This window comes from Streptomyces canus, assembly GCF_041435015.1.
Lineage (GTDB): Bacteria > Actinomycetota > Actinomycetes > Streptomycetales > Streptomycetaceae > Streptomyces > Streptomyces canus_G.
Window position 1 is genome coordinate 7184940 of sequence record NZ_CP107989.1, and the last position, 18202, is coordinate 7203141.

At 70.7% G+C, this 18202-nt stretch carries 15 protein-coding genes, 1 other RNA gene and 2 pseudogenes; 8 read left to right on the forward strand and 10 right to left on the reverse strand.

All coding sequences use genetic code 11. The features are described from left to right. Positions 1-8 precede the first annotated feature (8 nt). A complete protein-coding gene (locus tag OG841_RS32810) occupies positions 9-1139 on the forward strand; it encodes a bifunctional RNase H/acid phosphatase (protein ID WP_365117294.1) in 1131 nt (376 codons plus the stop codon). Here the strand turns inward: OG841_RS32810 and OG841_RS32815 are convergent. Beyond that, positions 1122-1757, reverse strand: coding sequence for a bifunctional 4-hydroxy-2-oxoglutarate aldolase/2-dehydro-3-deoxy-phosphogluconate aldolase (locus tag OG841_RS32815; protein WP_365117292.1), 636 nt, complete (start codon positions 1755-1757; stop codon positions 1122-1124). The genes OG841_RS32810 and OG841_RS32815 overlap by 18 nt on opposite strands. 76 nt (positions 1758-1833) lie before the next feature. Beyond that, positions 1834-2616, reverse strand: a complete 783-nt coding sequence (gene yaaA, locus OG841_RS32820; protein WP_371567623.1) for a peroxide stress protein YaaA — start codon at positions 2614-2616, stop codon at positions 1834-1836. A 77-nt stretch (positions 2617-2693) separates the two neighbouring features. On the opposite strand from yaaA, the gene OG841_RS32825 reads away from it, so the two are divergent. From OG841_RS32825 to OG841_RS32855, 7 genes and pseudogenes are all read left to right on the forward strand, one after another. Next, positions 2694-4121 (forward strand): RNB domain-containing ribonuclease, encoded by a 1428-nt coding sequence (locus OG841_RS32825; protein ID WP_371567625.1) that lies wholly within the window; start codon positions 2694-2696, stop codon positions 4119-4121. Between the two features lie 120 nt (positions 4122-4241). Next, positions 4242-4703: a DUF4260 family protein gene (locus OG841_RS32830; protein ID WP_371567626.1), complete on the forward strand. Its 462-nt coding sequence runs from the start codon at positions 4242-4244 to the stop codon at positions 4701-4703. Between the two features lie 124 nt (positions 4704-4827). Then, positions 4828-5316, forward strand: a complete 489-nt coding sequence (locus OG841_RS32835; protein WP_365117550.1) for a TetR/AcrR family transcriptional regulator — start codon at positions 4828-4830, stop codon at positions 5314-5316. A 33-nt stretch (positions 5317-5349) separates the two neighbouring features. Beyond that, positions 5350-6183, forward strand: coding sequence for an AraC family transcriptional regulator (locus OG841_RS32840; RefSeq protein ID WP_371567628.1), 834 nt, complete (start codon positions 5350-5352; stop codon positions 6181-6183). 18 nt (positions 6184-6201) lie between these two features. Continuing rightward, positions 6202-6987: pseudogene (locus OG841_RS32845) on the forward strand (DMT family transporter); the annotation flags it as partial. Positions 6988-7099: 112 nt separating this feature from the next. Next, positions 7100-7503, forward strand: an RNA gene (gene rnpB, locus OG841_RS32850) — RNase P RNA component class A. A 407-nt stretch (positions 7504-7910) separates the two neighbouring features. Then, positions 7911-9116: a cytochrome P450 gene (locus OG841_RS32855; protein ID WP_328638075.1), complete on the forward strand. Its 1206-nt coding sequence runs from the start codon at positions 7911-7913 to the stop codon at positions 9114-9116. Positions 9117-9146: 30 nt separating this feature from the next. Here OG841_RS32855 and OG841_RS32860 read toward each other — a convergent pair. The 8 genes and pseudogenes from OG841_RS32860 to cysC form a co-directional block, all read right to left on the reverse strand. Further along, positions 9147-9322 (reverse strand): annotated as a pseudogene (locus tag OG841_RS32860) (1-deoxy-D-xylulose-5-phosphate reductoisomerase); the annotation flags it as partial. A gap of 95 nt (positions 9323-9417) precedes the next feature. Continuing rightward, positions 9418-9738, reverse strand: a complete 321-nt coding sequence (fdxA, locus tag OG841_RS32865) for a ferredoxin (protein ID WP_328638074.1) — start codon at positions 9736-9738, stop codon at positions 9418-9420. After that, the gene (locus tag OG841_RS32870; RefSeq protein ID WP_328638073.1) at positions 9735-10817 is read right to left on the reverse strand and encodes a 2-oxoacid:ferredoxin oxidoreductase subunit beta; all 1083 of its coding nucleotides are present in this window, start codon (positions 10815-10817) and stop codon (positions 9735-9737) included. The genes fdxA and OG841_RS32870 overlap by 4 nt, the downstream gene beginning before the upstream one ends. Then, positions 10807-12726, reverse strand: coding sequence for a 2-oxoacid:acceptor oxidoreductase subunit alpha (locus tag OG841_RS32875; RefSeq protein WP_328638072.1), 1920 nt, complete (start codon positions 12724-12726; stop codon positions 10807-10809). Before OG841_RS32875 ends, OG841_RS32870 begins: the two co-directional genes overlap by 11 nt. Further along, positions 12713-15409, reverse strand: a complete 2697-nt coding sequence (locus tag OG841_RS32880; RefSeq protein ID WP_365117278.1) for an FAD/NAD(P)-binding protein — start codon at positions 15407-15409, stop codon at positions 12713-12715. The genes OG841_RS32875 and OG841_RS32880 overlap by 14 nt, the downstream gene beginning before the upstream one ends. Beyond that, positions 15406-16671, reverse strand: a complete 1266-nt coding sequence (locus OG841_RS32885) for a sulfate adenylyltransferase subunit 1 (RefSeq protein ID WP_328638070.1) — start codon at positions 16669-16671, stop codon at positions 15406-15408. Before OG841_RS32885 ends, OG841_RS32880 begins: the two co-directional genes overlap by 4 nt. Then, on the reverse strand, positions 16671-17591 hold the full coding sequence (cysD, locus tag OG841_RS32890; RefSeq protein ID WP_365117275.1) for a sulfate adenylyltransferase subunit CysD: 921 nt from the start codon (positions 17589-17591) through the stop codon (positions 16671-16673). The genes OG841_RS32885 and cysD overlap by 1 nt, the downstream gene beginning before the upstream one ends. Then, entirely contained in the window at positions 17588-18199 is a 612-nt protein-coding gene (cysC, locus tag OG841_RS32895; protein ID WP_371567633.1) for an adenylyl-sulfate kinase, read from the reverse strand. The genes cysD and cysC overlap by 4 nt, the downstream gene beginning before the upstream one ends. Positions 18200-18202: the final 3 nt, after the last annotated feature.

An 18202-nucleotide genomic window follows, 5' to 3' on the forward strand; every position in this document is an offset into this window, starting at 1 on the left:
CGTTGGGCGTGCGGGAGTTCATCGTCGAGGCCGACGGAGGCTCGCGGGGCAACCCCGGCCCCGCCGGCTACGGCTGCGTGGTGCTGGACGCGGCGACGGGGGAGACGCTGGTCGAGACGTACGAGTACCTCGGCGTCGTCACGAACAACGTCGCCGAGTACCGGGGCCTGCTGGCCGGCCTGCGCGCCGCGCACGACCTGGACCCGTCCGCCTCCGTGCACGTCCGCATGGACTCCAAGCTCGTCGTCGAGCAGATGTCGGGGCGCTGGAAGATCAAGCATCCGGACCTGAAGCCGCTTGCCCTGGAGGCGGGGCGGGTGTTTCCGCCGGGGCGGGTGACGTACGAGTGGATCCCCCGCGAGCAGAACAAGCGGGCGGATCGGCTGGCGAACGAGGCGATGGACTCGGGGGCCTCGGCGAGTTCGGTCCGGAAGCTGTCTTCCGCCAAGGCTGAGGCCGATGTGCGTGCCGCCACGACTGTCGCCAGTTCCGGCTGGGCCCCGGCCGACATGGGTGCTCCGGCCACCTTCGTGCTCCTGCGCCACGGTGAGACGCCCCTGACCCCCCAGAAGCGGTTCTCGGGAAGCGGCGGTACCGATCCCGCCCTCTCCGACATCGGCAGGGAACAGGCCGAGAGGGCCGCCGAAGCCCTGGCCCGCCGAGGCACGATCCAGCACATCCTCGCCTCGCCGCTCACCCGGACCAGGCAGACCGCCGCCGCCGTGGCGGAGCGTCTGGGCATCGAGGTCACCGTCGAGGACGGCCTGATCGAGACCGACTTCGGCGCCTGGGAGGGCCTGACCTTCGGCGAGGTGCGCGAGCGCTACCCGGACGACCTGAGCACCTGGCTGTCCGACCCGGAGGCCGAACCCACCGGCGGCGGCGAGAGCTTCGCGGCCACGGCGACCAGGATCGCGGCGACCAGGGACAAGCTCGTCACGGCGTACGCGGGCCGCACGGTCCTGCTCGTCACCCACGTCACCCCGATCAAGACGTTCGTACGTCTCGCCCTCGGCGCCCCGCCCGAGTCCCTGTTCCGCATGGAACTCTCGGCGGCCTCCATGTCGGCGGTCGCGTACTACGCCGACGGCAACGCGAGCGTACGGCTCCTCAACGACACCTCACACCTGCGTCCGTAGCGTTTTCAGCCCGGCGGCCTCGCGGGCCAGCGCCTCCACCCGCCCCCAGTCCCGCGCGGCGATCGCATCCGCCGGAAGCATCCAAGTCCCGCCCACACAGCCGACGTTGGGCAGGGACAGGTACTCGGGGGCGTTCTCGGGCCCGATCCCTCCCGTCGGACAGAACCGCGCCTGCGGCAACGGCCCGGCGAGCGACTTGAGGTACGCCGTACCTCCGGCGGCCTCCGCGGGGAAGAACTTCATCTCCGTCACACCACGCTCCAGCAGCGCCACGACCTCCGACGTGGTCGACACCCCGGGCAGGAACGGCACCCCGGACGCCTGCATCGCCGCCAGGAGTACGTCCGTCCAGCCAGGGCTGACGAGAAAGCGCGCCCCGGCGGCCACCGTCTCCGTCACCTGATCCGGCGTGATGACCGTCCCCGCGCCCACCAAGGCCTCCGGCACCTCCCCGGCGATCGCCCGGATCGCGTCCAGCGCGACCGGAGTCCGCAGCGTCACCTCGATCGCGGGCAGCCCCCCGGCGACCAGGGCGCGTGCGAGCGGTACGGCTTCGGAGGCGTCCTCGATGACGACGACGGGCACGACGGGGGCAAGGTCCAGGAGCGAGGGGGCCATGGCGTCATCCTGCCCTCGGTGTGCAGCATGCGCAAAGAGCGTTGCGCATGCTGCAATTTGGTGTCCGGGGGGAGGCTCAGTGAACCTCGTCCACCAGCACATCCAGCGACCAGGCCGCCCCCGCCTTTGCGGGCGCCTCGGCCTCCACCTCGTACCCCAGCCCCCGCAGCGCCTCCACCAACTCGGCGGGGTCCTTGGGTGCGATCCCCGCCGTCAGCAGACTCCGCACCATCCGCCCCTTGGTCGCCTTGTTGAAGTGGCTGACGACCTTCCGCGTCGGCGCGTGCAGCACCCGTACGGTCGCCGTCCGCCCCGCGACCTCACCCTTCGGCTTCCACGCGGCCGCGTACGCGGAGGACCGCAGATCGAGCACGAGCCCGTTCCCGGCGGCCTCGGTGAGCACGGAGGCCATCGGTGCGCGCCAGTGCGCGCCCAGCGCTCCGAGCCCCGGCAGCTTCACTCCCATCGAGCAGCGGTACGACGGAATCCGGTCCGTCACCCGGACCGCTCCCCACAGCCCCGAGAACACGAGCAGCGAACGCCCGGCACGCCTCTTCGCGGCCGTGTCCAGGGAAGCCAGGTCGAGGGCGTCGTAGAGCACACCCGTGTAGATCTCCCCGGCGGGCCGCGCTCCCGCGGTCCTGAGCTCGGTGTTCTTCGCGATCTCGCCGCGCAGTCCCTCGCTCAGCCCGAGCACCTCGCGGGCCTTCTCCTCGTCCCCGGCGCACAGTTCGACGAGTTCCTCGAGGATCGCCGCGCGGGCCTCGGTGAGTCCCGGCAGCGACAGCGTCTCCAGCTTCAGCGGGGCGCCACGACCGGAGGACGCCTTGCCTTCGGAGGGAGGCAGCAGGACAAGCACGGGATCGATCTCCTTCGGTTGAGCTCCGAGACAGCGTACGGCGTGCTCCTCGGTGGTCCCGGTCCTACGCTCGCTGTATGCCCCGTCGCCGCATACGCGTGACCGACGCCCTCTTCAGGAGCGCCTTCATGGCCCTGCGCACCGAACTCGGCGTGCCGTCGGACTTCCCGCCCGAGGCGACGGCCGAGGCGGAACGGCCGCCTCTCCTGACGGCGTACGACGACGCCACCGACATCCCCCTCTTCACCATCGACCCACCCGGCTCCACCGACCTCGACCAGGCGATGCACCTGACCCGACGGGGCACCGGCTACCGCGTCCGGTACGCCATCGCCGACGTCGCCGCTTTCGTCGTACCCGGATCGGCGCTGGACGCGGAGACCCACCGGCGCGTGCTGACCCTGTACTTCCCGGACGTCCGGATTCCGTTGCATCCGCCGGTGTTGAGTGAGGGCGCCGCGAGCCTGCTCCCGGACCAGGTCCGCCCGGCCGCCCTGTGGACGATCGACCTCGACGCGGACGGCCGTACGACCGCCGCCGACGTCCGCCGCGCCCTCGTCCGCAGCCGGGCCCGACTCGACTACGAGGGTGTGCAGAAGGCGATCGACTCGGGCGCCGCCGAGGAGCCACTTTTTTTGCTGAAGGAGGTCGGTGGGCTCCGGGAACGGCTGGAGGTGGAGCGCGGCGGCATCTCGCTCAACGTGCCCGAGCAGGAGATAGTCCAGCGGAACGGCACGTACGAACTGACCTACCGCGCCGGGGTTCCCGCCGACGGTTGGAACGCCCAGATCTCCCTGCTCACTGGCATGGCGGCGGCCGACCTGATGCTCGCGTACGGCACGGGCGTCCTCCGTACCCTGCCCGCCGCCCCGGACGGCGCGGTGGGGCGGTTGCGCCGTACCGCCCACGCCCTGCACATCGACTGGCCGCACCATGTGTCGTACGCGGCGCTGGTGCGCTCCCTGGACCCGCGGATCCCCCACCACGCGGCCTTCCTCCAGGAGTGCACGACCCTGCTGCGTGGCGCCGGCTACACGGTCTTCCGGGACGGGGTCCTGCCGGCCATCACCACCCATGCGGCCGTGGCCTCCCCCTACGCCCACTGCACAGCGCCCCTGCGCCGCCTCGCCGACCGGTACGCGTCGGAGATCTGCCTGGCGGCGGTCGCGGGGACGGTCGTACCGGACTGGGTGCTCGCGGCTTTCGAGGCGTTGCCCCGCGAGATGGCCGAGGGCGGTCGCCTCGCCGCGACGGCCGAACGGGAGTGTGTCGACATCGCCGAGGCGGCGTTGCTGAAGGACCGGGTGGGCGAGGTGTTCGACGGCTGCGTGGTGGACGTGGAGGAAAGCCGACCGACCGTCGGAACCGTGCAGTTGGAGACACCGGCGGTGATCGGGCGGGTGGAGGGGGCGGGGCTTGAGTTGGGGGAGCGGCTGAGGGTGCGGCTCACGCGGGCGGATCCGGTGAGTGGGGGAGGGGGGAAGGTGCGGTTCGCTCCTGCGTGACGCGGGACCGCGGGACCGCGGGACCGCGGGACCGCGTGCGCTGGAGCACCCCTTGTCGGCTAACGCCGTTAGCCATACTGTTCTGGCTAACGACGTTAGCCGAGCTTGTCGGAGGGGATCATGAGCACTGTCGCCACAGCCACAGCCACAGCCACAGCCACAGCCGTTGCCCACGCCCGGGGTCAGGTTCGGGGTGGTCGCGTCTTCACTGTCGTCCGCCGGACGGCCTGGCTCGCGGGGGCGCTGTTCTGGTCCGCGTTCTCGGTCCTGGAGGCCGTCAACCACGGCTGGCTCGCGGGCACCCTCGCCCTCACCTTCTTCGTCCTCCCGGACCTGACCTTCCTGATCGCCCTCGACGAGGCGCCCCGGATGGCGAAGGGCCAGCTGCCGCCGCGCGCGGTGCCGTACTACAACGCGATGCACCGGGCCCTGGTCCCGCTGGCACTGATGGCTCTGTACACGGTCGGCCCGGTCACCGCGCCCGCCCTCCTCGCGGCCCTGTGCGGCTGGCTCGCCCACATCTCGTACGATCGCGCCTTCGGCTACGGACTGCGGACGAAGGAGGGCTTCCAGCGTGGCTGACAGTAAAGCGGGGAGGACGGCCGCTGTCGCCGAGGGTGAACCGGGGAAGACGGCCGCTGCCGCCGACCACGAATGGGCGAGGACGACCGCTGCCGCCGACCGTCTCACCCCCCGCGCCCGCGAGATCGTGACGGCCGCGCGTGAGTTGCTGGAGGAGTCCGGCCCCACCGCCCTCACCCTGCGGGCCCTCGCCGACCGCCTCGGCATCAAGGCGCCCTCCCTCTACAAGCACTTCCCGGACAAGCAGGCCGTGGAGGTCGAACTGATCGCGCAGATGCTGGAGGAGTCGGCGGAGGCACTGGAGTCGGCGGAACGACGATCCCCCGGCTCCCTGCCGGCCCTGGCCGAGGCCTACCGGACGTACGCCCTGGCCCACCCCCACCTCTACTGCCTCAGCACCGAACGCCCCCTGCCGCGCCCCGCCCTCCCCACGGGCCTGGAGGACCGCGCCGCGATGCCGCTGATGCGGGCCTGCGACGGCGACCTGGACCTGGCCCGCTCGGTCTGGGCCTTCGCCCACGGCATGGTAATCCTGGAGATCCACGGCAGGTTTCCGGACGACGCGGACCTGAACGCGGCATGGAAGAGGGGCCTGAAGTCGTTGCACCCTTAGCGGTGCACGGGGGCGGTGGACGGGGGTACGGGAATGAGCGCACGGGAACAGGCTCTGTGGACCAGGGCACGGCTGGGCCGCTGCGGCCCCCCGCTGGACCTCCTGACCGCCCGCTTCGACCGCCACGTCTACGCCTCGCACACGCACGAGCAGTTCAGCATCGGCATCTGCGTCGGCGGCTCCGAGGTCATCGACTACCGGGGCGACCACCTCCGCCCGGGCCCGGGCTCCATCGTCGTACTGGCTCCCGGTGAGATGCACACCGGCCGCCCCGCGGCGTCCGACGGCGGCTACGCCTACCGCGCCCTGTACCCCGACCCTTCCCTCCTCACCGAAGGCACCCTCGGCTGCGTTCTCCCGTACTTCCCCGAGCCCCTCCTCGACGACCCCGAACTCGCCACCGCCCTCCGCCGCGCCCACACCGAACTGAGCGCCTGCCCCGACCCGTTGGAGGCGGAGTCCCGGCTCCCGTGGCTGCTGACGGCCCTCGCCCGCCGCCACTCCACGGCCCGCGCGACGAGCGACACGGTGCCGGGCGCCGCCCACATCGCCCACGCGGTGCGGGACCGCCTGGCCGACGATCTCCTGGAACCCCCCTCCCTCGCCGAACTCGCCACCGCTTTGGGCCTGTCCCGCTACCAACTCCTCCGAGCCTTCCGTACGACGATGGGGATACCCCCGTACGCCTGGCTGGCGCAGCACCGGGTACACCGGGCCCGCGGACTACTGGAATCCGGACTCAAGCCGGCCGAGGTCGCTGGCCTGGTGGGCTTCGCCGACCAGGCGCACCTGACGCGCTGGTTCCGGCGGGTTCTCGGGGTCACCCCGGCGGCGTACCGCAACAGCGTTCAAGACGGCCGCCGCTGACGTGGCGAACATGGCCGCATGACTGCACGCGGCTGGTTCCTGTTCTCCCTGATGGGAGTGGTCTGGGGCATCCCCTACCTGCTGATCAAAGTGGCGGTGGATGCCCCGCTGTCCCCGTCGATGGTGGTGTTCACGCGCTGCGCGCTGGGCGCGGCCCTGCTCCTGCCCTTCGCGATACGGCAGGGCGACCTGCCCGCCACCGTTCGAACCCACTGGCGCCCGATGCTGGCCTTCGCGTGCATCGAGATCATCGGCCCCTGGTGGACCCTGACCGACGCGGAACGCCACCTGTCCAGCTCGACAGCGGGCCTGCTGATCGCGGGCGTCCCGATCGTAGGAGTGGCCCTGGCCCGCTTCTTCGGCGAAACGGAGAGGCTGGGAGTGCGGCGCGTCGTCGGGCTCGGCCTGGGCCTGGCCGGCGTAGGAGTCCTCACGGTCCCGCACCTGACAGGCGGGGACGCCCGCTCCCTGGCCGAGGTGCTGCTCACGGTGATCGGCTACGCAACGGCCCCGTTGATCGCCGCGCGTTACCTCAAGGCTGTCCCGACCCTCCAGCTCATCGCCCCCTGCCTGGCCCTCGCGGCCCTGGTCTACGCCCCGGCGGCGGCGGTGACCTGGCCGTCGGCGATGCCCTCCCCCTCGGTCCTGACCGCGCTGGCCACCCTGGGCGTGGTCTGCACCGCGGTCGCCTTCGTGGCCTTCCTGGAGCTGATCAAGGAGGCGGGCCCGACCAGGGCAACCGTCTTCACGTACGTCAATCCGGCGGTAGCGGTGGCAGCGGGCGCGATCTTCCTGTCCGAGCCACTGACGGCGACCATCCTGGCGGCCTTCACCCTGATCCTGGCGGGCTCGGTACTGGCGACCGTCTCCGGTCAGGGGGCCGCCACCCGCCCGGTAACATGGTCGACACGGCAGACGAGCCGGGCGGACGGCCGCGTGAAGTCCCTCAGGGGTCTTCCCGAGGAACGTCCGGGCTCCACAGGGCAGGGTGATGGCTAACGGCCACCCGGGGTGACCCGCGGGAAAGTGCCACAGAAAACAAACCGCCGGGGACTTCGGTCCTCGGTAAGGGTGAAACGGCGGTGTAAGAGACCACCAGTGCCCAGGGCGACCTGAGCAGCTAGGTAAACCCCACCCGGAGCAAGGTCAAAAGGAGCGCGGTAACACGCACTCTGCGGGGACGTTCGAGGGCTGCCCGCCCGAGTCCCCGGGTAGACCGCACGAGACCGGCGGCAACGCCGGTCCTAGATGGATGGCCGTCTCCCCGGCCGCCGCGAGGCGGTTGGGTGACAGAACCCGGCGTACAGCCCGACTCGTCTGCCGCCACCTGCGGCTTTGCCTTTGGAAAGGGCCTCTGACCTGCGTCGGAAACCCTTTCCGGTCTTTCGGGGGCTTGCTGCGTTACGCGGCGGAAAGTCCCTCGGAAGTCCCTCGGAAGTCCCTCGGACAGGGCTGAAAGTCCCTGGGCGGAGGGGCACCACGGGATGGTCTTGGACCAGCGGGATTACGCGGGATTACAGGGAATGGACAACCCTCGCCCGCCACTCATCCCTGGGCGCTCAAACCGCGGGTGGAGAGGAGGAGGTGCGGGGGGTTGCGGCGTCAACCCTGGGCTCGATGACGGCGTGTGCGGCCGGACCTAGGCTGCATCCGTCGTTCAGCCGATGATCAGGGGTGCACGGGTGTCGGTGCCGGTCTGATGTCGGGTCCATAGAGGGGAACCTGTCTTGGAACCAGCCGCTGCACCTGTCGTCGACCTTCCCGCCATACCGTTGCCGCAGCCGGACATCCTGCAAGCTCCTCCGCTGGCCGGGGAGTTGCGCGAGAAGTGCCCGTTCGCCAAGGTACGCACGCCCGCCGGCGACGAGGCCTGGCTGGTCACCGGGTACGAGGCCATCAGACAGGTCTACTCCGACGACCGCTTCGGTGTCTCGCACCGCGATCCCGAGCACGCTCCCCGGCTCGGCGCCTCCACCCTCATCGGCGGACCGGGCGGAAACTTCGACACGGAGCCCGAGGACCGCATGCGGCTTCGTGCGCGGCTCTCGCCCTTCTTCTCGCCCAAGAGCATGGAGGCCTTCCGGCCCCGTATGGACGCTCTCGTGGAGGAGGTCCTGGACGACATCGTCGCGCAGGGCCCGCCCGCCGATCTGCACAGCGAGCTCGCCGTCCGGCTGCCCGTCAATGTCATCTGCGAGCTGCTGGGTGTGCCGCGCGAGGGCCGTCTCCCGTTCCGTGAATGGACGCAGGGCATCGCCGGTGTACGGGACGAGGCGCTGTCCCGCGACTGCATGGCCAAGCTGATGAGCTACACCGGGGACCTGGTCGCGGAGAAGCGCCGCAACCCCGGCGATGACGTCCTCTCCAGCCTCTGCGCCGCCGAAGGCGGTGGCCTGGACGACCGCCATGTCTCCTTCCTGGCCGCGATGCTGCTCTTCGCCGGCCACGAGACCACCGTCGCCCGCCTCGACCTCGGGGTCCTGCTGATGCTCGCCCACCCCGAGCAGCGGGAGATCCTCGAAAGGAACCCGGACCGGATCGGCAGTGCTGTCGAGGAGATCCTGCGGTTGGTGGTGCACGGCGGCGCCAAGGAGACCTTCCGGTACGCCCGGGAGGACGCCGAGTTCGACGGCGTCAAGATCAAGGCCGGTGAACTCCTCGTGCTCTACAGCGCGGCCGGGAACCGCGACACGTACGCATTCGCCGATCCCGAATCCTTCGATGTACAGCGCTCGCCGAAGCCGAACCTCACCCTCGGCTTCGGGCGCCACTACTGCCTGGGCGCGCCCCTGGTCCGCATGGAGCTCGCCGCCGTCTTCTCCCGCATCTTCGACAAGCTCCCGGGGCTGCGACTGACCAAGCCCATCGGAGCGTTGGGGGTCAACAGCGGCTCGCTGCACGGCGGGATCACGGAGCTGCCCGTCACCTGGTGAGGCCCACTGCTCGCTACGAGGCCGCCGCCGTCAGGAGATGACGGCGGCGGCCTTCTGCGTGGCGGCGGCCAGTTCCCGGGCGCGGGTGCGGGCCCAGGTTTCCGCTTGCAGGACGTCCGGGAAGGTCAGCTGGGTTCCGGGGGTGGGCCGGCGAGGAAGGCGTCGACGCATTCCTCGTTGGCGGTGTTCAACACGGCGGGGGCGGTGGAGCAGCCGAGGATCACGATATCCCGGCGGCCTTGGGCCGCGTCGAAGACCGGATGCGGATCGGCGAGAGGGGCCGCGACGCCGGCGGTGCCCCTCACGGTGTCCCGGCGGGCAGCGCCGCGACGATCGGGTGGTCGCGCTCGATCAGGCCGAACTTGGAGGCACCACCGGGCGAGCCGAGCTCGTCGAAGAACTCGACGTTCGCCTTGTAGTAGTCCTTCCACTCGTCCGGAGTGTCGTCCTCGTAGAAGATCGCCTCGACCGGGCAGACCGGCTCACAGGCACCACAGTCGACGCATTCGTCCGGGTGGATGTACAAGGACCGGGAGCCCTCGTAGATGCAGTCGACCGGGCACTCCTCGATGCACGCCTTGTCCTTGACGTCGATGCAGGGCTGGGCGATCACATAGGTCACTGCGGTCTCCTTGAGTGAGGTACGCGATGCGAGGGGACGGTCCAGGTGTCGTTGCCGGTGAGGAGGGTGGTGAGGTCGCCCGTGCCGTTGTTTTCGACGGCGGTGTCGAGTTGGTCGGCCATGAGGGTGTCGTAGACGGGCCGGTCGATGTCGCGGAAGACACCGATGGGGGTGTGGTGCAGGGTGTCCGGGTCGGCGAGCCGGGACAGAGCGAACGCGGTGGTGGGCGATGCCGTGTGCGCGTTGTGGACGAGGATCCGACCCTCGTTCTCCGGCGTGACACGGACGACCTTCAGGTCACCAGTGGTCGCGTCCCTTACGACACCCTTGGCGCCGTCGGTGCCGAAGCGGATCGGCCGGCCGTGTTCGAGGCGGATGACTGCCTCGGCGGCCTGCTGCTTGTCCTTGAGGAGTGCGAAGGCGCCGTCGTTGAAGATGTTGCAGTTCTGGTAGATCTCGATCAGGGCCGTGCCGGGGTGGCCGGCCGCCGCGCGCAGCACCTCGGTGAGGTGCTTGCGGTCGGAGTCGATGGTGCGGGCGACGAAGGAGGCCTCCGCGCCGAGCGCCAGCGACACCGGGTTGAACGGCGCGTCCAGCGAACCCATCGGCGTGGACCTGGTGATCTTGCCGATCTCGGAGGTGGGGCTGTACTGGCCCTTGGTCAGGCCGTAGATCCGGTTGTTGAACAGCAGGATCTTGAGGTTGACGTTGCGGCGCAGGGCGTGGATGAGGTGGTTGCCGCCGATGGACAGGGCGTCGCCGTCACCGGTGACCACCCACACGCTCAGGTCGCGGCGGGAGGACGCCAGCCCGGTCGCGATCGCCGGGGCGCGGCCGTGGATGGAGTGCATCCCGTAGGTGTTCATGTAGTACGGGAAGCGGGAGGAGCAGCCGATGCCGGAGACGAAGACGATGTTCTCCTTGAGCAGGCCGAGTTCGGGCATGAAGCCTTGGACGGCGGCCAGGATCGCGTAGTCGCCGCAGCCGGGGCACCAGCGCACTTCCTGATGGGACTTGAAGTCCTTGGCGGCCAACGGGACTTCGGTCCGGGGTACGAGGGAGACTGCCTCAGCGGGCATCGATGGCCTCCTGAATGCGCAGCGCGAGCTGCTCGGCCTTGAACGGCATTCCATCGACCTGGGAGCAACTTTCCACGTCCATCAGGTACTTCGCCCTGAGGAGGGTGGCCAGTTGGCCCAGGTTCATCTCGGGAACGAGGACGCGCTCATAGGTGCCGAGAACTTCGCCGAGATTGCTTGGGAAGGGGTTGAGGTGGCGCAGGTGGGCCTGGGCGATGGGGTGGCTCTCGGCGCGCAGCCGGCGCACCGCGGCGGTGATCGGGCCGTAAGTGGAGCCCCAGCCCAGCACCAGGGTGCGGGCACTGTCCGGGTCGTCGACGGTGAGGTCGGGCACGGCGATGTTGTCGATCTTGGCCTGGCGGGTGCGGACCATGAAATCGTGGTTGGCCGGGTCGTACGAGATGTTCCCGGTGCCGTCCTGCTTCTCGATGCCGCCGATGCGGTGTTCAAGACCCGGCGTGCCGGGAATCGCCCACGGCCGGGCGAGAGTCTCCGGGTCGCGCTTGTAGGGCCAGAACACCTCGGTGCCATCGGCCTGTTGGTGGTTTGGTGCGGTGGCGAACCGGACCTGCAAGTCGGGCAAGCCGTGCACGGCCGGGATCCGCCAGGGCTCGGAGCCGTTGGCGAGATAGCCGTCGGAGAGCAGGAAGACCGGGGTGCGATACGTCAGTGCAATCCTTGCCGCCTCCAGGGCCGCATCGAAGCAGTCTGCGGGGGTCTGGGGGGCGACGATGGGCACCGGCGCCTCGCCGTTGCGGCCATACATCGCCTGCAACAGGTCGGCCTGCTCGGTCTTGGTGGGCAGCCCCGTCGAGGGACCGCCGCGCTGAATGTCCACGATCAACAGCGGCAGTTCCAGCGAGACGGCCAGCCCGATGGTTTCCGACTTCAGTGCCACACCGGGCCCGGAGGTGGTGGTCACCGCCAGCGAGCCGCCGAAGGCCGCACCCAGCGCGGCGCCGATGCCGGCGATCTCGTCCTCGGCCTGGAAGGTACGCACTCCGAAGTTCTTGTGCCGGGAGAGTTCGTGGAGGATGTCGGAGGCCGGGGTGATGGGGTAGGAGCCCAGATACAGCGGCAGGTCGGCCTGGTGGGCGGCGGCGATCAAACCGTAGGACAGGGCCAGGTTCCCGGAGATGTTGCGGTAGGTGCCGGTGGGGAAGGCGGCGCCGGCGGGGGCGACTTGGTAGGAGACCGCGAAGTCCTCGGTGGTCTCCCCGAAGTTCCAGCCCGCATGGAGGGCCGCCAGATTCGCCCGCATGATCTCGGGCTTCCCGTCGAACTTTGCCTTCAAGAACCGCTCGGTGCCCTCGGTGGGCCGGTGGTACATCCACGACAGCAGGCCCAACGCGAACATGTTCTTCGACCGCTCAGCCTCCTTGCGGGACAGCTCGAAGTCCTTCAGTGCCTCCACCGTCAGCGTCGTCAGCGGCACTGGATGTACGTGATAGGCCGCCAGCGAGCCGTCCTCCAGAGGCGAGACGTCGTAGCCGACCTTGGCCATCGCCCGCTTGGTGAACTCGTCGGTGTTGACGATGATCTCCGCGCCGCGCGGCACGTCCGCGATGTTCGCCTTCAAGGCGGCCGGGTTCATCGCCACCAGCACATCGGGCGCATCGCCCGGGGTGAGGATGTCGTGGTCGGCGAAGTGCAGCTGGAAGCTGGACACACCGGGCAGGGTGCCGGCGGGCGCCCGGATCTCGGCCGGGAAGTTCGGCAGCGTGGACAGGTCATTGCCGAACGAGGCGGTCTCCGAGGTGAACCGGTCACCCGTCAGCTGCATTCCGTCGCCCGAGTCACCCGCGAACCGGATGATCACCCGATCCAGCTGCCGCACCCGCTTGGCCTCGGGGATGTGCGCGGGGGTGGTCTCGATGGTCTGCTGGGGCCCGGTCTCACGGACCTGCATGGGACACCTCCAGGACGGAACGCCGGCGATCGTCCAGCGGGCCGGGCCGCCGGTCCAGCCGGGCACTGAGGATGTCGGCTGCCTCACGCTGCCGACCGTCCGATATCAAGGCGTACAACAGGGTCTCCTCCACGACCTCGTGCTGAGCGGCACTCCCGCCGACCGCCGAGAGCCGGGGCCGCAGTCGGCGCAGTGCGGCGACGGCCGCCGACCAGCGCTCCTCGACCACCGCGGTCAGCGCCTCGCACAGCGGTGCGATCACCTCCCGGAAGACGGGGGAGTCGTGCCCGTGCGCACGCCGGTGCAGCGCCCGCAGACGCCGTACATCAGAGGCGGCCGCCAGCGCCACCGCAGAGTGCAGGGCGGCGAAGGCGGTGGGCGGAGCCTCCAACCAGCCGACCGGCACCACGTCGAACAGCGCGTCCACGGGCAGCGGCCCCGGCCAGTGGTCCGCCATACGGCACCGCCACAGCAGCGAGGCCGAGTCCACCACGGCCCGGACCCCGGTCACCGCCGGAGGCGCCAGCTGCTGCTGGTAGCGGCGGAACACGGCGTCGCCGTCGGCCAGCATCAGCTCGTGCAGGGCGGCATGCCAGGCGAAGTGCGCCCGATGGTCCGAGCCGGCCCCTTGCTCGCCCAGCCAGCGGTCCAGCCAGGTCAGGCCACCCCGGTGCTGCCCGGTCTCGTAGAACACATGGGTCCTGGCATGCACCGCGTGCCCGGCCGCCGGTTCCGCGGCGAGCGCCCGGCAGGCCAGCGTCTCGGCCTCCTCCCAGCGCTCCTGCTCCTGGCGTACGAAGGCGAGTTGGCCGAGATACCACCAGTCCTCGCCGTAACTCCCGGACAGACCCTCGACCAGCTGCCACGCCTGGCGGCCGCTGGTCACCCCGTCGAAGGAGATGGTGGGCACGGCGAGGGAGACGGCCAGCGCATCCCGCGGATGGGCCGCGACATGGCCGAGCAGCGCAGCGGCGCCCGCCGGTCCGCCGTGCCGGATCCGTTCGGTGACCGCCGCGACGAAGCGGCGCTCGCGTTCCGTCGCCCGGGTCGCGGCCCGCCCCGCGCGGTCCAGTGCGGCGCCCACCTCGACCTGCCCGCCGTGCTCATGCCCGAGAAGCGCCAGCACCGCATGGCCGAGCGCGAAACCGGGATCCGCGGTCAGCGCCTCGCGGAGCAGTGGAACAGAGCCGTGCTGTCCCTTCAGGATCCGGTCCAGCGCTTCCCCATAGCGGGCGGCCGCCTCCGGATTCGTAGTCAACCGGAGACCGAACCTGTCCCTGGACGGGCGGCGGTCCGCCGGCCCAGGGCCGGCGAGGAGGGAGACCACGGCCTCGGCAGTGCGGTCCGCCTGGACCCGGATCTCCGGGATGGCGGTGGACTCGAGGAGCTCACCGCGCCGCAGCGCCCCGATGGCCCACACCGCCGGAGTGCCGGCCGGTCCGGCCGCGGTCCGGAGCAGACCGTCCTCGCCGGTGTCGAGGCCGAGCCCGGTGGGGTGGACCCGGGCCAGCCCCGAGTCGAGCAGGCCGCGGATGAACGGGTCGTCGATCGCCGTCCAATCAGCCTGCGGGCCCGTGCAGTTGACCACGGCGCCGACCTGGAGCCGGGTGCCGTCGCTGAGCCCGACCCGTATCCCCTCCGCGGTGATCTCCGCGTCGGTCAGCTCGGCTGCCCGGACGCGCACCCGCCCGGACTCCCGGGCGGCGTGCAGGGCGCTCGCCGAGGCCGGTGGGATGCGGTGCCGGTGCACCTCCCACAGCCGCAGGTCCTCGGCGAGGAAGCGGCTGCGGTCGGCGGTGGACAGCTGCTGCCACAGGGCGGCGGTGAGGTGCCGAATGCTGTCGAAGGCCGGCCGCCAGTCCCCGGACTGGCGTCGGCCGCGAGCGAGATGGGTGAGGAACGTACGGCGCAGCTCCGGCAGCCCGCAGGCACCGGGGATCCGGGGCGCCGGGCAGGCGGCGGCCGAGGCGGTGGTGTGCGGCTGCGGCACCAGACCGTGCCGCGACACCGCGTGCACCACCCGGCCCGGCCGCTCCAGACCGATCGCCACATCGACCATGGTCAGTCCGGTCCCGACGAGCAGCACGTCCTGCTCGTCGGGTACGGAGTCGAGCGCGCCCGGGCCCCAGGGGGAGACGATGAAACGGTGGGAGCCGACCATCGAAGCCGGGGCCCAGGTGCAGTCCGGGGCGAGGTTGCCGAGCGCGAGAACGGCGGAGTCGGCCTCGAGGGTCTGCCCGGAGGAGAGCTTCAACAGGAGTCGGCCGCCGCCGTGTTCGGCAGCGGTGACCCGTTCGTGCAAGCGGTGCAGCCGGGCAGGGCCGCCCGGCGCCGCCAACTCGTCCAGCACCTCGGACAGATACTCCCCGTACAGCGCGCGGGGCACGAACGCGGCCGGCGTCGCGGCGGGCAGCCGCCGGGTGACCCAGCGGACGAAGTGCTCGGGGTCCTCGACGAAGGCGCTCATCCGGGCAGCCGGCACATTGAGGACATGCCGGGGGTCGCTCGTGGCATAGGCGACGCCGCGGCCGGTGGCCTCGGCAGGGTCGACGCACCACACGTCCAGCGCGAGCCGGCACCGCCGGGCGTGCTGAAGGAGACGGGCCGCGGTGAGGGCGCCGGCGGCACCGGCACCGACGACGGCGACCTGGGCGGTCGCGCGCGGACGGGCTGGGCGGCTCATGGCTCGGTCCCTTCGGTCGTCGTACAGGCCGTGAGAGTGGCCCCGTCGTCCGGGGCGATGAGCAGGAAGGAACCCGTGTGCCGCGAAGCGGCATAGGGGTCGAGGGGCAGCGGCTGCGCGCTGCGCAGCACCACCGTTCCGAGGTCGTTGACGTGCAGCGCCCCGGGTGCGCGGACCGGACCGCCGCCGCGACCTGGGTCGATCGCGTACGGGATGTCCTTGACGATCGCCTTGACGGTGCGGGTGGTGTGCTTGATCAGCACCCGGCTGCCGGGCGTGAGCGGTCGCTCGTGCAGATGGCAGACGGTGGCGGTGATGTCCTGGGTGAGGTGCGGGAGCCGGGAGGTGGGGGCGATCAAGTCGCCTCGGGAGACGTCGAGTTCATCGGCCAGGCGGAGGGCGACCGACTGCGGGGCGCGGGCCGCCGGCACGTCCTGACCGAGCGCGTCGATGGCGGCGATTGTGGTGGTGTGCCCCGAGGGCAGCACGGTGACCTGTTCGCCGACTCGCAGGATGCCGGCGGCGATCCGGCCCGCGTAGCGGCGGACGCCCTCGTGCCGGATGACGTACTGGACGGGGAGACGGGCCGGGGCCGCGCCGAGATCCTCGTCGGCGGAGACCGCTTCGAGGTGCTCGAGGATGGTGGGGCCGCCGTACCAGTTCATGTGGGGGGAGGGCTCCACGACGTTGTCGCCGGCGAGCGCCGAGATCGGGATCGTGGTGATCTCGGGGACGCCCAACTCGCCGGCGTACGCGGTGAATTCCTCTGCGATGGCGGCGAATACCTGCTCCTTGTACCCCACCAGGTCCATCTTGTTGACGGCGAGGGTGACGTGGGGGACGCGTAGGAGGGCGGCGACGGCGGCGTGGCGGCGGGTTTGTTCGACGACGCCGTTGCGGGCGTCGACCAGGACGAGGGCGAGGTCGGCGGTGGAGGCGCCTGTGACCATGTTGCGGGTGTACTGCACGTGGCCGGGGGTGTCGGCGAGGATGAAGCGGCGGCGGGTGGTGGCGAAGTAGCGGTAGGCCACATCGATGGTGATGCCCTGTTCGCGTTCGGCGCGCAGGCCGTCGGTGAGCAGCGCCAGGTCGGGGGCGTCCCCCATCGATGCGCGCCGCACCGCGTCGAGCTGGTCGCTGAGGATCGACTTCGAGTCGTAGAGCAGCCGGCCGACGAGGGTGGATTTGCCGTCGTCGACGGAGCCGGCGGTGGCGAAGCGCAGCAGGGTGGTGGCCGACCGGTGCTCTGTGGCAGTCGTCATCAGAAGTACCCCTCGCGCTTGCGGTCTTCCATCGCGGCCTCGGAGAGTTTGTCGTCGGCGCGGGTTGCGCCGCGTTCGGTGAGCCGGGAGGCGGCGATCTCGGCGATCACGGCGTCCAGGGTGGTGGCGGTGGAGTCGACGGCGCCGGTGCAGGACATGTCGCCCACGGTGCGGTAGCGGACCTGGCGCATCTCGACCGTCTCGTCGTCCTTGGGTCCGCCCCAGTCGCCGGCGGTCAGCCACATCCCGGACCGCTTGAACACCGGCCGCTGGTGGGCGAAGTAGATCTGCGGGAGTGGGATGTGTTCGCGGGCGATGTACTGCCACACGTCCAGCTCGGTCCAGTTGGACAGCGGGAAGACGCGGACGTGCTCGCCGGGAGCGTGACGGCCGTTGTAGAGCTGCCACAGCTCGGGGCGCTGGCGGCGCGGATCCCACTGGGAGAACTCATCACGCAGTGAGAAGACGCGTTCCTTGGCGCGGGCCTTCTCCTCGTCGCGGCGCCCGCCACCGAAGACAGCGTCGAACTTCTCTGAAGCGATCTTCTCGGTCAGGGGCAGGGTCTGCAGGGGGTTGCGGGTGCCGTCCGGGCGCTCGCGCAGCTTTCCGCTGTCGATGTAGTCCTGTACGGAGGCCACATGGAGGCGCAGCCCATGTGCGGCCACAATACGGTCGCGGTAGGCGATGACCTCGGGGAAATTGTGTCCGGTGTCCACATGTAGCAGCGTGAACGGCACCGGCGCCGGCGCGAACGCCTTCAGCGCCAGGCGCAGCATGACGATGGAGTCCTTGCCCCCGGAGAAGAGGATCACCGGCTTCTCGAACTCGCCCGCCACCTCACGGAAGATGTGCACCGCCTCGGACTCCAGCACGTCCAGATGCGTGAGCGCCGCCACCGGGACCGGCAGAGTCGTCGTCATACCGACCACCCCTCACTGTCCGCGTCCCAGCCCAACAGCCCCCGCGCCACAAGCAGTCGGTGTACGGCCGCCGCGCTCTCCTGGACCGTGCGACCCTGCGTCTCCAGCCGCAGATCCGGCTTGTCCGGTGCCTCGTACGGGTCGTCGACGCCGGTCAACCCCGATATCTCGCCGACCGCCTGCTTGGCGTACAGCCCCTTCACATCGCGTACGGAGCAGACCTCCACCGGCGTGGCGACATGCACCTCCACATAAGGGACGGCGCCCAGCTCGTGCCGCAGCCGCACCAGATCGCGGCTGTCCGCGTATGGAGCGATCACCGGGACCAGCGTGATGACGCCGTTGCGGGCCAGGACCTCCGCCACCATGCCGATCCGCTGCACATTGGTGTGCCGGTCCTCCCGGCTGAAACCGAGGCCGGCCGAGAGGAATCGGCGGATCTCGTCGCCGTCGAGCACCTCCACCCGATGGCCGTCAGCCCGCAGCCGGCCCGCCAGCTCAAGCGCGATGGTGGTCTTGCCGGAGCTGGGCAGCCCCGTCAGCCAGACGGTGGCGCCCGCGGCCGCCGGCGGTCTGTCCCACCCGGCGGCGAACGCATTGCTCTTCACGCA

What these genes read in the sequence shown, in the direction of transcription:
- OG841_RS32815 (WP_365117292.1), bottom strand. Translation starts at nt 1,757, where the DNA reads ATGGCCCCCTCGCTCCTGGACCTTGCCCCCGTCGTGCCCGTCGTCGTC.
- OG841_RS32825 (WP_371567625.1), top strand. Translation starts at nt 2,694, where the DNA reads ATGCCCCGTCGCCGCATACGCGTGACCGACGCCCTCTTCAGGAGCGCC.
- OG841_RS32830 (WP_371567626.1), top strand. Translation starts at nt 4,242, where the DNA reads ATGAGCACTGTCGCCACAGCCACAGCCACAGCCACAGCCACAGCCGTT.
- OG841_RS32840 (WP_371567628.1), top strand. Translation starts at nt 5,350, where the DNA reads ATGAGCGCACGGGAACAGGCTCTGTGGACCAGGGCACGGCTGGGCCGC.
- OG841_RS32870 (WP_328638073.1), bottom strand. Translation starts at nt 10,817, where the DNA reads ATGCCCGCTGAGGCAGTCTCCCTCGTACCCCGGACCGAAGTCCCGTTG.
- OG841_RS32875 (WP_328638072.1), bottom strand. Translation starts at nt 12,726, where the DNA reads ATGCAGGTCCGTGAGACCGGGCCCCAGCAGACCATCGAGACCACCCCC.
- OG841_RS32880 (WP_365117278.1), bottom strand. Translation starts at nt 15,409, where the DNA reads ATGAGCCGCCCAGCCCGTCCGCGCGCGACCGCCCAGGTCGCCGTCGTC.
- OG841_RS32885 (WP_328638070.1), bottom strand. Translation starts at nt 16,671, where the DNA reads ATGACGACTGCCACAGAGCACCGGTCGGCCACCACCCTGCTGCGCTTC.
- cysD (WP_365117275.1), bottom strand. Translation starts at nt 17,591, where the DNA reads ATGACGACGACTCTGCCGGTCCCGGTGGCGGCGCTCACGCATCTGGAC.